Annotated in this window: 13 protein-coding genes; all 13 read right to left on the reverse strand. The window is 27.9% G+C overall.

Annotated features, from left to right (window positions below):
* Positions 1 to 2 precede the first annotated feature (2 nt).
* A complete protein-coding gene (locus BUE10_RS15785; RefSeq protein ID WP_073486610.1) occupies positions 3 to 1,019 on the reverse strand; it encodes a glycosyltransferase family A protein in 1,017 nt (338 codons plus the stop codon).
* Complete coding sequence (locus BUE10_RS15790; protein ID WP_073486611.1) at positions 1,003 to 2,160, reverse strand: glycosyltransferase; 1,158 nt, start codon at positions 2,158 to 2,160, stop codon at positions 1,003 to 1,005. Before BUE10_RS15790 ends, BUE10_RS15785 begins: the two co-directional genes overlap by 17 nt.
* Complete coding sequence (locus BUE10_RS15795) at positions 2,157 to 3,056, reverse strand: alpha-1,2-fucosyltransferase (protein ID WP_073486612.1); 900 nt, start codon at positions 3,054 to 3,056, stop codon at positions 2,157 to 2,159. Before BUE10_RS15795 ends, BUE10_RS15790 begins: the two co-directional genes overlap by 4 nt.
* An 8-nt stretch (positions 3,057 to 3,064) precedes the next feature.
* Positions 3,065 to 4,012, reverse strand: a complete 948-nt coding sequence (locus BUE10_RS15800) for a glycosyltransferase family 2 protein (protein ID WP_073486613.1) — start codon at positions 4,010 to 4,012, stop codon at positions 3,065 to 3,067.
* Complete coding sequence (locus tag BUE10_RS15805; protein WP_073486614.1) at positions 4,009 to 4,896, reverse strand: FkbM family methyltransferase; 888 nt, start codon at positions 4,894 to 4,896, stop codon at positions 4,009 to 4,011. The genes BUE10_RS15800 and BUE10_RS15805 overlap by 4 nt, the downstream gene beginning before the upstream one ends.
* Positions 4,893 to 5,738: a glycosyltransferase family 2 protein gene (locus BUE10_RS15810; protein WP_073486615.1), complete on the reverse strand. Its 846-nt coding sequence runs from the start codon at positions 5,736 to 5,738 to the stop codon at positions 4,893 to 4,895. Before BUE10_RS15810 ends, BUE10_RS15805 begins: the two co-directional genes overlap by 4 nt.
* 21 nt (positions 5,739 to 5,759) lie before the next feature.
* Positions 5,760 to 6,608, reverse strand: coding sequence for a glycosyltransferase family 2 protein (locus BUE10_RS15815; RefSeq protein WP_073486616.1), 849 nt, complete (start codon positions 6,606 to 6,608; stop codon positions 5,760 to 5,762).
* Positions 6,609 to 6,612: 4 nt separating this feature from the next.
* The gene (locus BUE10_RS15820; RefSeq protein ID WP_073486617.1) at positions 6,613 to 7,536 is read right to left on the reverse strand and encodes a glycosyltransferase family 2 protein; all 924 of its coding nucleotides are present in this window, start codon (positions 7,534 to 7,536) and stop codon (positions 6,613 to 6,615) included.
* A gap of 77 nt (positions 7,537 to 7,613) precedes the next feature.
* Positions 7,614 to 8,480: a glycosyltransferase family 2 protein gene (locus tag BUE10_RS15825; RefSeq protein ID WP_073486618.1), complete on the reverse strand. Its 867-nt coding sequence runs from the start codon at positions 8,478 to 8,480 to the stop codon at positions 7,614 to 7,616.
* Positions 8,481 to 8,648: 168 nt separating this feature from the next.
* The gene (locus BUE10_RS15830) at positions 8,649 to 9,536 is read right to left on the reverse strand and encodes a glycosyltransferase family 2 protein (protein ID WP_073486621.1); all 888 of its coding nucleotides are present in this window, start codon (positions 9,534 to 9,536) and stop codon (positions 8,649 to 8,651) included.
* Positions 9,537 to 9,557: 21 nt separating this feature from the next.
* Positions 9,558 to 10,823, reverse strand: coding sequence for an ABC transporter ATP-binding protein (locus BUE10_RS15835; RefSeq protein ID WP_073486623.1), 1,266 nt, complete (start codon positions 10,821 to 10,823; stop codon positions 9,558 to 9,560).
* Positions 10,824 to 10,872: 49 nt separating this feature from the next.
* Positions 10,873 to 11,733 (reverse strand): ABC transporter permease, encoded by an 861-nt coding sequence (locus BUE10_RS15840; RefSeq protein WP_073486625.1) that lies wholly within the window; start codon positions 11,731 to 11,733, stop codon positions 10,873 to 10,875.
* 147 nt (positions 11,734 to 11,880) lie between these two features.
* Entirely contained in the window at positions 11,881 to 13,848 is a 1,968-nt protein-coding gene (locus BUE10_RS15845) for a polysaccharide biosynthesis protein (RefSeq protein WP_073486627.1), read from the reverse strand.
* Between the last annotated feature and the right edge of the window lie 86 nt (positions 13,849 to 13,934).

The raw sequence follows: 13,934 nt of genomic DNA on the forward strand, positions 1-13,934 counted from the left end.
TATTAATATTTTCTTGAGATTTCTTTACTCAGTCCTTTAAATTGTAAGAACCATGTCCAGATGCGTTTATTTATCAAAACTCTCATTAAAATTTTATTTTTAATAAGATTCGAGAATTTTGAAACAGATATTTTTTTTAAATAAGGAGGGCTAACTTTTTGTTGATTTCCTTCTAACTGACTCAATTGTTCCTGCATCCAAGGTTCCAAAACATTTCCCATATGATATGCAAAATTATTTTCTGTTGACAATCTCCAATATCCCTGATCTGCTACTGGTTTATCCAGAAATTTTTCTTCGCTTTCTCCACCAAGTCCAAAATTAGTAAAACGTTCATTTAGCTTATTAAAAATTGTTCCTTTATAACTAGTTACAAAATGGCCAGCTCCCAAAACTGCCTTTGTTTTTCCGGCAGAAATAGTCAAATTATATTTTAAATGATGTTCTTTGTAAAATTTTGTATTTCCAATACTTTCTGCAAATTTTAACATAGCCTCAGGATTTTTTACTAAGGTGAATTTTAATTTTTTTGAAAAGAAATTATCAAACAATACATTATAAGTATGTTGTTTTAATACTTTTGAAGATGGAGTTGGACACACAGCACCCGTTTTTGGAAATGCTTCGAAGACTTTATATGTTTCTTCCTGCCAATTATCTAAAAAAAGAACATCGGCATCGGAGATCGTTACTATTTCAAAATTATGACCTGAAACTCCTTTTAAAACAGCGTTAAGTTTTCCAATATTATGAGTATGTATTAATTCATGTATATTGCCTTGTTTATATAATTTATCTAAATAATTTATAATCTCAACGCTGCTTCCGTTATCGACTATTGATATAAATGTCTTTGAATGACTTGTCTTAAATAATGATTCAAGACAATATTCAAAAATCTTGAGACTGTCTTTAAAATAACCTTCATTATTAGGTATATAAACAGGAATAATGACCTGATGAAAAAAATCATTTGGCTGTTGAAGTTTGTCTTTATTTGGGTTAAAGCCTACTCTCACTTAATTTATTTTCAAGGTTTTTATATAAAGCTATTACTTTTTGTTGATTAATATTATAATCTAATTTTTCAAGAGCAATTTTGTTATTCAACTCGTAGGCATTGATCAGCATTTCTTTATTTTCAATAACTTGAATAATTAATTGAGCAATAGAATCAATATTTTCAGGATCTTCAATTAAAAGACCATTTGTTCCATGTTTTATAATTTCTGCCGAAACATTCCCAGGGTTAGATTGAATAGGAAAAGCTCCCATAACAACTGCTTCCAGTAAAGTATTTGCCATACCGTCTGAAATGTTATTTCCAATATATAATATTGAACTGCCCATTAATTCCATTATTTGCTGGTGTGTCAAATCATGCCGACTATAAACTTTATAATCTAAATCATTTTCAATAATATATTTTTCAACTACAACATGAGTTCCAAAGACAAAAATCTCGTAATCTTCAATTTTTGTTTTTAATTTTTGAAGAGCTTTAATGATATTTAATCCCCTGCCAAATATATTTTGATAGCCTTTAACTAAAATTATATTCCTATCTTTAATTGGTTTCTTATAAACTTTAAACTGTTTTATTTTGTAGCCTGTACCTCCAGGAATCACTCCAATATGTATGCCTTTATAACCATTTTCTTTAGCAATTTCGTAATCTCTTAAACAATCTGTGTGTAAGTAATCTACCCGCTTTAAAACATTCTTAATTTTGTTTCTATGATTTTGAAAATTCTGATAATAAAACAAATCATTACCCCAGCATGAATATATCCATTTTATTTCAGGAAATTTATTCATTGTTTTTAATATGGAATAAGAAACTGATTGCATTTCAAAACTATGAATAACGTCTGGATTGATTTCTTTTATAATTCTTTCGAGTACTTCATTTTCAGTAGTTTCCAAAAAAGGACGAATATAACCATACAATCCAGGCATTTTTTTTGAAAAGCTATATTCTCCTTTTATATGTGGAAGTTTTCTCTTTTTTGTTTCTATAAATTGTTTTACAGTTGGTAATGTTTCCAGCTTTCCTTTTCCAAGAATATCATACCAATAAAGATCATATTCAGATTCTTTTAAGTTTTCAATCCATCGCACAGTATGAATAGAATGCATTGAAATAAAGAGAATTTTCATCTGGAAATTCGTTTTTTAATTCTATTAATTACATCAGTAATTATTGCTGCTTTTTGACAAATAAAATCATTTGACTGAAAATAAACTTCCTGAATAAACAATCTAGAGTTTGTTGGTTTCATACAATACTTTTTGTAATCAAATGAAAGCCATCTTTCAGGAAAAAAGTCTTTATCATTATTGAGTTTTGCAAATGAGCCTCTAAAATTCTTTACCGGTCTAACAATCTTACTATTCTTTTTTTCGCCCAACCATGCAAGCCACCATGAAAATGTTGAGTTACTTATTATGAAATCTGTGCCTTGAGCTCCTAAAATTAATTGTTCTGCAGCTGAAAGATTTTCTAAAAAAACAGCCTTTTTTAAAAACTTAAAATGACTCTTACAGTAATTAATATTATCACTCATAAAAATCAAATCTCGTTCTTCCCAATCAGAGAAATTATTTTTTAAAGCTAAAATATAATACCAATACGGTAATTGATAATAATGAGGGTGATGAACAAAATCGCCTCGTCTTACAGATATAAAAATGGGATTATTTTTAAACAGATGACTATATTTAGTTGTTAAATCATCTACAAAAATATCTTTGAACTTAAACATTTTTTTAGTTGTTTCGATATCAAAATATTTCTCTGATTGTAATGCTCCATTTATATCATAATCTTCATTACCAATTTCGAAATCATGAAACTCATATGATTTCTCAACTATCTGAATTAGCTTTTTATTTTTGTCCTGCTTTGGTAATTCATAATCAAAATATTCCTCATACTCCCACTCAGGAAATGAGAATGGTTTATTATGTTTTACAGCCAAACCAACAGTTGAAGCAATTTGAAACAATTGATTCCCTAGATTTCCTTTTCTGCCTAAACTATTAAATATCAACATATCAATTCTTACTTAAAAAACACATATCCTTTGTTACAAACTTTATAGACTAAAAACCCCAAACTGACTTTAGCCAATTCTTTAAAATTGTAAAAATTAAAAAAATGAATTTTAACTAAACGAGAGTATATATAAAACGAATAATTTTTATTTGCTAATAACGAATTATAAATAGTTGTTTTATAGTACTTTATAGTATATTGAAGTAAGGGTTTATAAGGTGTAATTTTATTTATCTTGATCAATTTCAAATGTTTTTCTAAAGCATTTAAAACCGAAATTATTTCTATTTTATTCCCTTTCCTTATTTCATTTGATAATGAATTGTCATGCATACGATAAAGAATTGTTGGTTTTTCGTTGTAGCGAATTATTGGTTTTTTGTACAACATTCTCATATTAAAATCCCAATCGTCTACATTAGATATTTTTTCGTCAAAAAGGTACTCTTGTTTATTTAAAAATTTTCTTTCCCACAGAGGGCCAGAAACGTAAAGAGCAACCTTAGCAATGAAATAATCATGAATTAAATTAGATGAAAAAATATTACTTTTTTTAATTTCTTCTTTTTTACCAAAATCATAAAGTACAAGGGGTGATAGTACAATGTTAGAATAACCATTTATCAATCTTGATTCAATAGCCATAGTATCTATATACATCAAATCATCACTATCCAACCATTTTATCCATTCTCCTTTGCTGAGGCTAAATCCATAATTTCTACAAGAGTTAGCTCCTTTATTCATAGTTTCGGGCCTTCTATAAAATTGAAAACGATTATCTTTTTTTACATATTCTGCAACAATATTTTCGGTGTTATCAACTGAACCATCATCAACAACAATACATTCCCAATTTTTATAAGTTTGAACTAAAATACTATCTAAAGTTTCTCCAATCAAAGAAGCACGGTTATAAGCCGGTATAATTATCGAAATTAACGGTTCTTTCATATTTTACTTTTAAAAGCATAAATCATTCCCGCATTGTGAGATAAATTTTGCGAGAAATACCCAAATCCATTTTCTTTTAAAACTTTATGTATTGGTTTACTTCCTTTATCATGCCATTCTAAAAGAAAATAATCAATGTTTTGAATACTGTTTGACTCCTGTAAATCTTCAAAAATCTCATACTCCCCACCTTCACAATCCATCTTTACGACAATTTTACTCAATGGATTTTCTTTCTTTATCCTTTCAATTTCAGATGAAACTTTTTTTATTAAGACTTCTTTTTCTACAACTTCCGAAGCATCAAAACTTGAACTCATTTTTCCTCTTACTCCTGTATTGCCTTTCACATTTTTATTAAAAAGAAAAACTTCATTCCTGTCACTTTTTCCTAAACCATAGTTTTGAAAATCGCTCACTTTTACCATATCTTTATTTAAACTAAAGTTTAACAAAGCTTGTTTATAAGTATCGTCAACGGGTTCAAATGCATATATTTTCTCAATATTACTAAATCTGGAAAAAAACAAAGATGCTATTCCAACATTAGTTCCAATATCTATTAAAACTACTTTATCATTGACAAAAAAGTTATAATCCATTTTCACAAATATCTCATTAACAATCAAAATTTCTTCATACGTTTCTACATAGATTTTTAAATTTTCGAACTCTAATAATATTCCTTCTTTGTAGTCTTTAAGTTTTAAATCATCATAGAGCCCGTTTAGACTTTGAATAAAAGGAAATGCTTTGACCGCTAATTGTAAACCTGTTTCAATATTAAATTTGGATAAAAATAAAACTCTTCTCTTTTGATCCTGTTTTTTGTTTTCAATTCTGTATCCTAATCTTGTAACCAATTTATAAATAGCTTTTTTCATCTTAAAATTATTTTTTTTAAAAACCTTAAAGGTTTTAAAATTGCATTTCCAACTCTATAATTGATAGATTTTAATCTTTTAATTTCATTCGTTTTATATTTCAAAGTTTTTTTTTGCAAAAACGCTATCGTTTTGTCAAAATCTTTTATATATAAATCTTTATGCTTATTTAATACATATTGATAATTTTCCTCTTCATGCAAAAGATTGGTTGTCTGAAGCATTGAATTTTCCTTTTTCCTATAGTTAAAAAGAAACTCTTTTATAATGTGTATCTGCCAGTTTTGCTTGGTAACAGATATCCAAAACTCCCAATCTTCATATCCTTTCTTCATGTTTTCATCAAAACCTCCAGCATCAACCCAACATTTTTTTCTAAATAAAGAACTTGCCATGGTATTATTGCAAAATAAGAAATTTTCAATACTGCCTCCTTCCGGACAAATTTTGCTTATTATTTTTTTATTCCCTACAAAATAGTTTGAATAGCAGCCTACAACCCCAATTGTAGATTCAAGATTTAAAACGGATACTGCTTTTTCAATAAAAATATCTTCAAAAAGGTCATCAGCATCTAAAGCAGTTATGTATTCTCCATTTGCATTTTTTATTCCAGTATTTCTGGCTGCGCTTAATCCTCTATTTTCTTGAGTAATTAATTTTACCTTCTCATGATTAATACCTGCTAAGACTTTTTTTGTAGCTTGATCTGAGCCATCATCTACAATAATAATTTCAATGTTTTTGTAGGTTTGGTTTAAAGCTGAATTTACACTTTCCTGAATATAATCTTTGTCATTATAACAAGGTATAACGATTGAAACTAATTTTGTATTTTTCACTTTATCAATTTAATTTTAAAATTAGAATAAAAGATTTTTAATAAATCTGAAGGGCATCAAGATTGTTTTTCCTAATTTAAAGTCGACTGTTTTTCGAAGATTGTGCGAACCTAATTCTAAAAGTTCCATTTGCGAAAAAAGATTTTCAATCATTAATTCATGGTAATTATTCCATAGATCTTTATGTTTTGTATAAATATACTTCCAAAGTTCGTATTTATGAAATTTATCAGCTTGTGAATTTCTTGACCGAATCTTTTTTCTATAGTTAAATAAATATTCCTCTATTATTTCAATTTTCCATCCGGCTTTTACTACTGAGATATTAAATTCCCAATCTTCATAACCTTTTCTCATGTTTTCATCATAACCTCCTGCATCTATCCAGCACTGTTTTCTAAAAAACACACTTCCTGCTGAAGCCCCATTTCCTAAAATTAGTATTTTCAAATCTCCGCCTTCTGGTTTAAATCTTTCTATAATACCTTTTTCAGTAAAAACCTTTATCCAGCAGCTTACTAAACCTATTTTATTATTAGTTGTAAGGATATTTAAAGCTTTTGAAATAAAATCAGGATCAAAATAATCGTCAGCATCTAATGTTAAAATATAATCTCCTTTAGCTAACTTTATTCCAGTATTCCTTGCTGCACTAGGACCTGAATTTTTTTGATATAGAATCGTTATATTTTCTTGTTTTATTGTTTTGAGAACATTTTGTGTAACGATATCTGAACCATCATCTACAATAATAATCTCAACATTTTTATGTGTCTGATTATTAATTGAGTCTATTGCTTCATGAATATATTTATAATCATTATAACAAGGTATAACTACAGATACTAGAAAACTAAAATTTGATTCCATACTTTTAAGCTAAATATTTCTTCCCGGTTTCTCTGTTATTCAAAACGCTTAACTCAATACTTTTTCTGTCTATGAGTTTGTATTTAGTTTTGTTAATTTGATATTCACTAAAATTTAATTTTAATAAACTAACTATTGCTTCTTTAATAAAGTGTCTTCTGATTTTATTAATTTTTCTATAATCTTCTGAATTCACATTTCCATATTGTATTCTGATTCTGTTTAAAAACTTATTATAATATTTTTCAGAACCTTTAGAAAAATTAACTGTATAATTATTATCACTATCGTGCTTAATTATAGTTTTTGGTGTAATGCCTATTTTTAAATTATGATATAATACTCTTTGACAAAAATTATCATCTTCGCCATAGAGGAAAAACATAGGATCAAATCCTCCAACAATTTCAAAAGTTTTTTTAGGAATAAACCAAGCTGCTGCGTTTATCATTTCAACCTCGTAAATTTCTTTCATCTCTTTGTTTAAAATAGAATCAGAAATTAAATTTTCGCCTTGACGATTTATATAATATAAAAAACTAACGTCTAATAAAGCGCCAGATCCATCTGAATGTATCGGACTTATTATCCCAAAGTTTAAATTTCTATTTGATACTTCTAAGAGTTTCTCAACGGTATCTTTTTGTATAACCGTATCTTGATTTAATAAAAAAATGAAATCACTATTTAATTCAAGTCCTAACGAAATACCTAAATTATTAGCCCGTCCAAATCCTACATTTTCTTTAGATTCAATGAGTTTGATTTTTTGAGAATAATTACTTTTCAAAAAATCTTTCGTATTGTCTGTACTGCAATTATCAACAACTATGATCTCTGGTAATAAGGTACTTTCAAGAATAGAATCTAGACAATTTTGAATCCATTTCATACCATTATAGGTAACAATGACTATACTTATCTTCATTATTTTAAATATATTAAAAATGCACTTTTACGAAAGTAAAATTTATCTTTTAGTTTCGTTTTCAATGATTCACTTTTTTATTTAAAAATCCCTTTAAGATATCTTACTGAATTTCCTATCCAACTATGGCTTTTAAAAAGTTTCCATCTCTTTTTAGGATGAAAACACCAAAAAAGAGATTTATAAAATTTTTGCGTGAGTAAAGCAGTTTCATCAATTTGATTTCTTTGGTTTACAGAAGATGCCTGATCATTATGTAATCGAAAGGAAACCAATTCCTTATCTATAAATCCAATTTTATAGTATTTCATTAAGCGATACCAATAATCAATATCTAAAGTTTGTTTAAGATTTTCATCAAATAAACCAACTTTCTGAAAACATTTTTTATTCAATAAAACAGCTGTAGGCTCACCAATTTTATTTAGAGGACTGTTCATTAGATATAAATCTGATAAATATTTTTTTCCATCTAGAACACCTTCATTAATTTCTAAATACTGCCATTTCTTGTGTAATACTCCTCCATAATTAACCCAAGCTTTGTGTTCTAAATTATTTGGATCATGTAAAATAGTTCTTTTACAATAAACCAATCCTATGTCATTATCTGAAACGGCTAATTCCATCATTTTTTCAATACAATCTGAACGCATTAAGTCATCTTGAAAAAGAAATTTTATATAATCTCCACTCGCATATTTAATAGAATTATTCCAATTAGCTCCAATACCATTTGGTATATGGCTGTATATATAAAATGGAATTTGTGTTATATTCTTAAAACTTTCTACTATTTCTAGACTATTATCGACTGAATGATCATCAGAAATTATAATTTCTAAATTTGGATATGTTTGGCTAATAGCTGAATTTAAAGCTTCTTCTAAAAACAATGCTCCATTATATATTGGAATACAGATGGATACTAATGGTATTTTCATATCTTTTTAATTCGTATTTGGCATTTTTTATATTGTTTTTATCATAGCCATATCAAACTGAGGCTTCATAAAATATTTCTCTTACAAGTGGTTATTTTTATTTTTTTATTAACAAAACTCAACAATTAAAGCCGAGAATAATAATATAAAAACAAATCCGCCTTTTAGCTATTTATTTTTTAATAGGCTAAATAAATCATTAATCAACTTTCTTGTTGAAAAATTTGTTAACCTTTTTTTCTCCATACATAAAGTTGGTTCATATACATTCATTATATCGTGCAATGCTTTGTATATTTCTCTTTCATATTTAAAATTGTAATATTCATTTATTTTACAATATAATTCTGCTCTATAATGAATCATTCTAAAATCTTTATGTGTTACAGACACTCCTAATCCAAAGATTCTATAAACACACATCATTTCTTTAAAAAGAAAAAATTTACCAAATTGAAATAAATAAGATGCAAGTGCTATATCTCCGCTTTTAACATTCAAAAATTCTTGAGGAAAAACATTTTCTTCTTTAAGAAAGACATTCCTAAAGACAATAGAAGCAGTAGGAATATTCCAATAGTATAATAATCCATATAAATTGTATTCATAATCGATCATTTTTAGATTTTGATTAAAAAGATTAAGATTACCATTTTCAAGTGTAAGAAATTGACAACGATGAAAACACATTACATAATCAGGATTTGCTTCTAAAAAATCAATTTGTTTTTTTAACTTCAAAGGATCAGTCCAATAATCGTCTCCTTCACAAATTGCAATGAATTCTCCCTTACTAGCTTGTAATACAAACTGAGAATTTAACATCATACCAATATTTGACTCATGTTTTATATAGTTAATCCAATTGCCTCGAGGATGGTTTCCTATAATTGAATTTACAATCTCATGTGTTCTATCAGGTGAGGCATCATTAGAAATAATTAATTCAACCTGAAAGTCAACTTCTTGCATTAAGACACCATTTATTGCTTCTTCAATAAATTTTTCGTGACCGTAAGTTATCATGCATACGCTGACTTTTATACTTTTTGACATTGTCGTATTTCTATTTAAATATTATTCTATTTTCCATTCAAATTGTGGTCTTATATATCCCGGTTCCCTACCCATATAAGTTCCTAATTCTCTACCAGCATCTACTACTGTGAAAGCAATAACATCACTTTCAATAAAAATTGGTTGTTTTGAATCTTCAACAATAAAAAGAGACAAAAAGTACTGCCCAGATTGAAAAAAAGATATTGGAAAATTACAAGTTATATCATTTATACCATTCTTTAAAGAAAATGATCCTGCATTAGAAAATGAAAACATAGCTTCACCCATTTCATTATGCAAATGATAAGTTATATGATATCTTTCTGGTTCGTTTATTTTTATATCTAGTTTTGTATTTAGAATAATTAATTCATTTTCACGCAATACGTCATCCGAATTTCTTCCATAGTTTTTTAAAGAAATTTCGATTAATTTAAAAACCGGAAAATCATATTCATGACCAAATGTTCTCGAGTTCATTGTTTCAGTATTTCCTCCAAGATAATAACTTACAGCATTTTCAATCTCTCCTTCAAAAACTACTTTTCCGTGTTCTAAAATAACTCCTCTTGTACATAAACTCTTTACTGCTGCCATATTATGACTAACAAATAAAACGGTTCTTCCCTCTCCTCTAGAAATATCCTGCATTTTACCAATTGCTTTTTTCTGAAATTCAGCATCTCCAACAGCCAAAACCTCATCTATAACTAAAATTTCAGGCTCTAGAAAAGCTGCAACTGCAAATGCAAGACGAACGGTCATTCCGCTGCTATATCTTTTTACAGGTGTATCGATATAACGTTCACAGCCTGAAAATTCAATAATCTCATCAAGTTTAGATGCAATTTCTTTTTTGGTCATTCCGAGAATGGCACCATTCAAAAAGATATTTTCACGACCAGTCATCTCTCCGTGAAATCCAGTTCCTACTTCTAATAATGATGCGATTCTACCACGAGATTTTATACTCCCAGTTGTAGGTGCCGTTACTTTTGAAAGTATTTTTAAAAGAGTCGACTTTCCAGCCCCATTTTTACCAATAATTCCTAATACTTCTCCACGTTCTACTTCAAAATTAATATCTTGTAAAGCCCAAACATATTCTGAAGTTCCTTTTGTAGAGCGGTCATTAGTATCACCTATTTTTAAGTATGGATTTTCTTTACCACGAATTTGATGCCACCATTTATTTAAATCGTGAGTTAACGTACCTGTTCCTACTTCTCCTAAACGATATTGTTTAGAGATATTTTCGGCTTTTAAAATAATATCTTTTTTCAATTATAATACTAAATGTTAATTATATAAAATACAGTCTGAAAATATAAGTCTAGACTGTATCAATAAAGCTTTTTTCTGTCTTATTAAAAATTAAAACACCCAGAAAGAAAATAACTATAGTGACCGTTATTGTATAACTTAATCCTAATATTGAAATTTCTCCGACACCTAAAAGCATATAACGTGCCGATTCAATAATATATGCTAATGGGTTATATTCTACGATCCATCCGTAAGCGGGTAACTTTGCTTTAATAAGCTCCATTGGGTACATTACTGCGGATAAATACATAAGCAATTGTATTCCAAACCCTAACAAATAACTAAAATCTCGATATTTTGTTACCATAGAAGAAATAAGCATCCCTAAGCCTAATCCTAAAATTCCCATAATGACAACTAATAATGGGAAAAGGAACAATGAATTGTTTAAACTTAAATTGGATCCTTTAAAATAATAAAAAATATAAAAAGCAATGAAAATTACCAGTTGAATGCCTAACTTAATCAAATTCGAAATTATGACTGAAAGAGGTGTAATTATTCGCGGAAAATAGACCTTTCCAAATATGCCTGCATTAGCCTTAAATGTATCAGAAGTTCCATTTAAACAAGCCGTAAAATAGTTCCAAACTGTAATTCCTGCTAAATTAAACAAGAAGGGAGGGACTGATCCAGTATTTATACCTGCGACATTATTAAATATTATTGTAAACGTTATTGAAGTGAATAATGGCTGAATTAAGTACCAAAGCGGCCCTAATACTGTTTGCTTATATACAGTAATTACATCTCTTTTAACAAAAAGAAATAGTAAATCTCTGTATTGCCAAATTTCTTTAAAATTTAATGAAAAGAACTTGTTTTTTGGTGTTATTTCAAACAACCAGTCATTAGAATTATTATTCATTTATATTTTTATATAATCAATTTTTAATAATAGATGTTAAGCCAGCCTTTGATTTAACAAGATTTTTAGCCTTTTATTATTTAATTAAAAAGGAAAAAGGCGTTTTAAAAAAACACCTTTTTAATATATCTATCGAATTTGTCAGAATTATTTATCAAGAACTTCAAAAGCAGAATTCATACTTTTAAATTCAGGAACAATTTTTTTCATTTTTGCCACTATATCTTCATTATCATAAAAATCAGCAATTCCAATTAACTCATCAATATCAGTATGCAGATTTTCATATTCGTCCTGTATTTCTTGAGCTATCATAATTTTATTATGATATGTTGGTAACGTTTTAGAAGTATCATTTAATAATTCTTCATATAATTTCTCACCAGGTCGTAATCCAACTATTTTTATTTTGATTTCCTTATCCGGTATAAATCCAGCAAGCTTAATCATTTTTTTTGCTAAATCTATTATTCTTACCGGTTTACCCATATCGAAAATATAGATCTCACCACCATTACCCATTGCTCCTGCTTCTAAAACCAACTGACAAGCCTCTGGAATAGTCATAAAGTATCGAATAATATCCTGATGCGTAATTGTAACCGGGCCTCCTTCTGCAATTTGTTTAGTAAACAAAGGAACAACAGAACCGTTAGATCCTAAAACATTACCAAAACGTGTAGTAATAAACTTTGTAACTCCAGGTATATTTTCTTTTTGATTTTTTAAATATAAAGACTGAACGTATTTCTCAGCAATTCGTTTGCTGGCTCCCATAACATTACTTGGATTCACAGCTTTATCGGTCGAAACCATTACGAATTTTTTGACATGATATTTACATGCTAAATCTGCTAGATTTTTGGTTCCTTTTATATTTGTTAATATAGCTTGTGCTGGATTCTCTTCCATTAAAGGAACATGCTTATAAGCCGCAGCATGGAAAACAACATGAGGATTGTAATTTTTAAATACTTTCTCTAATGCTTTTTTACTTTTTACATCTGTAATAACTGCCACAATTTTTGCAGTTGTATCCATGCTTAATGTTTCTAAGCAAAGATTATGTAAAGGAGTTTCTGCATGATCTAAAATAATAACCGTTTTCGGATTAAATCCAAGAACTTGTCTTACTATCTCACTACCAATTGATCCAGCGGCACCAGTAATAAGAATTGTTTTATCTTTCAATTGTTTAGAAATCGACTTACTATCTAAAACTATAGGTTTTCTTTCTAATAAATCTTCAATCTGAATATTTTTTACTTTTTGAGAAATCTCTTTTTGATTTTCCCAATCTGAAATTAGAGGAACTGTATAAACTCTATAATTGAATTCAAGACATTGATCTACTATAATTAATTGTTCATCTTTTGACAAACTTTTATCAGCTATAATAACTCCTTCGGCTGCAACAGATCGCATTAAAGCCGGAAGTTTTTTTCTTAAAATCAAAATAGGAAGATCTAACATTCTCTTTGATGCATTTTGATTATTTTTATCTACAAAGCCAACAATTTTAAATCTAGATGGGGTTTCAAATTTTAAGGCGTTTGCAACTGAAATAGCATTTGCATCTGTACCATAAATTACAGTTCTTATAAGTTTTGAATTTGTTTTTTCTGAAAAATACAATTCAAAAGTTTGCTTTACAATTACACGATATAAGAACAAACCACAGAAAGACAATACTAAATTTATAAATAATGCTGTATTTAAAAATGCTTTTTCCCCCGCATATAATTCATAAACTAGATTGACAAACAAAAAAAACACTAAAACTGACATTTGAGAAAACAAGAGTTTTATTGCATCAATATAAGACGAATGTCTTATAATTCCTGAATAAGTTCTAAAAAGCCAAAAGAAGAAAACATTAACAACTATTAAACTCGTAACAAAATAAAAATCATGAGAAACAATAATATATCCTAAAGCTGTACCTTCAAACAGCATATAGGTAAATGTAAATGAAAAAATAAGTACCATTACATCTATGGCAACAATAATCCACCTTGGTAAATAACTAAGGTTATTAATATTTGCTCTCAAATTCCTTGGGGAAAAAGAATTATACAAAAAGGATGCTATTTTAGTTAGTTTATCTGTACCCAATTTTTGATTTAATTAAATTTTAACAGACTTTCTCTGTTTTACAAAAATACGAATTAAAGGATTATAAATTTATTAATTATTTAAAA

This window comes from Flavobacterium sp. CF108 (assembly GCF_900129795.1).
Classification (GTDB): Bacteria; Bacteroidota; Bacteroidia; order Flavobacteriales; family Flavobacteriaceae; genus Flavobacterium.

Bases quoted from the DNA above. Each gene is read 5' to 3' on its own strand.
- BUE10_RS15790 (WP_073486611.1), bottom strand. From the start codon at position 2,160: ATGAAAATTCTCTTTATTTCAATGCATTCTATTCATACTGTGCGATGG.
- BUE10_RS15805 (WP_073486614.1), bottom strand. From the start codon at position 4,896: ATGAAAAAAGCTATTTATAAATTGGTTACAAGATTAGGATACAGAATT.
- BUE10_RS15800 (WP_073486613.1), bottom strand. From the start codon at position 4,012: ATGAAAGAACCGTTAATTTCGATAATTATACCGGCTTATAACCGTGCT.
- BUE10_RS15825 (WP_073486618.1), bottom strand. From the start codon at position 8,480: ATGAAAATACCATTAGTATCCATCTGTATTCCAATATATAATGGAGCA.
- BUE10_RS15830 (WP_073486621.1), bottom strand. From the start codon at position 9,536: ATGTCAAAAAGTATAAAAGTCAGCGTATGCATGATAACTTACGGTCAC.
- BUE10_RS15795 (WP_073486612.1), bottom strand. From the start codon at position 3,056: ATGTTGATATTTAATAGTTTAGGCAGAAAAGGAAATCTAGGGAATCAA.
- BUE10_RS15820 (WP_073486617.1), bottom strand. From the start codon at position 7,536: ATGAAGATAAGTATAGTCATTGTTACCTATAATGGTATGAAATGGATT.
- BUE10_RS15840 (WP_073486625.1), bottom strand. From the start codon at position 11,733: ATGAATAATAATTCTAATGACTGGTTGTTTGAAATAACACCAAAAAAC.
- BUE10_RS15815 (WP_073486616.1), bottom strand. From the start codon at position 6,608: ATGGAATCAAATTTTAGTTTTCTAGTATCTGTAGTTATACCTTGTTAT.